This window comes from Streptomyces sp. AC627_RSS907 (assembly GCF_019049165.1).
The window spans coordinates 1-562 of sequence record NZ_JAGMUE010000564.1; the positions used below are offsets into that span (position 1 = coordinate 1).

The 562-nt window shown below is 74.4% G+C and carries 1 protein-coding gene; it reads right to left on the bottom strand.

The annotated features are described in order from the left end of the window. Nucleotides 1-562: MFS transporter (locus KUM32_RS37090; protein WP_374227596.1), on the bottom strand; the 562-nt coding region annotated here is incomplete at both ends.

Consider the following 562-nt stretch of genomic DNA (forward strand, 5'->3'; position numbering starts at 1 on the left):
GTGGGGGGTGCGGGGCAGCAGGAGGGGGGTGGCCAGGGCGAGCAGGCCTGTGACGGTGAGGGCGGTGCGCGGGTCGGTGTGGCTCGCGAGCAGGCCGCCGAGGGCGGTGCACAGGGCGATGGCCGCCTGCTGGCCGATGGACCAGGCCGACAGGGTGCGGGCGACGAGGTGCCCGGGGGTGTGGGCGAGCCGGTAGGTGGCGAGGACCGGGGTGTACAGGCTCATGTTGACGATGATCGCCAGCTCGACGGCGATCACGGTGACCAGGCCGACGACGCCGGGGCCGACGAAGGCCAGGCCGATCAGCCAGACGACGCGCAGGGTGCCGACGGTCCGGAAGACGGCGTGCTGGCCGTGGCGGGCCACGACCCGGTGGGCCAGCCGGGAGCCGACGAGGCCGCCGAGGCAGGGGGCGGCGAAGGAGAGGGCGTACTGCCAGGGGGCGAACCCGAGGTCGCGCAGGAGGAGCACGGCCAGCAGCGGTTCGGTGGCCATGACGAGGCCGGCGACGAACAGGTTGTTGAGGTAGAGCGCCCGCAGGACGGGGTCGGCCGCGATGTGG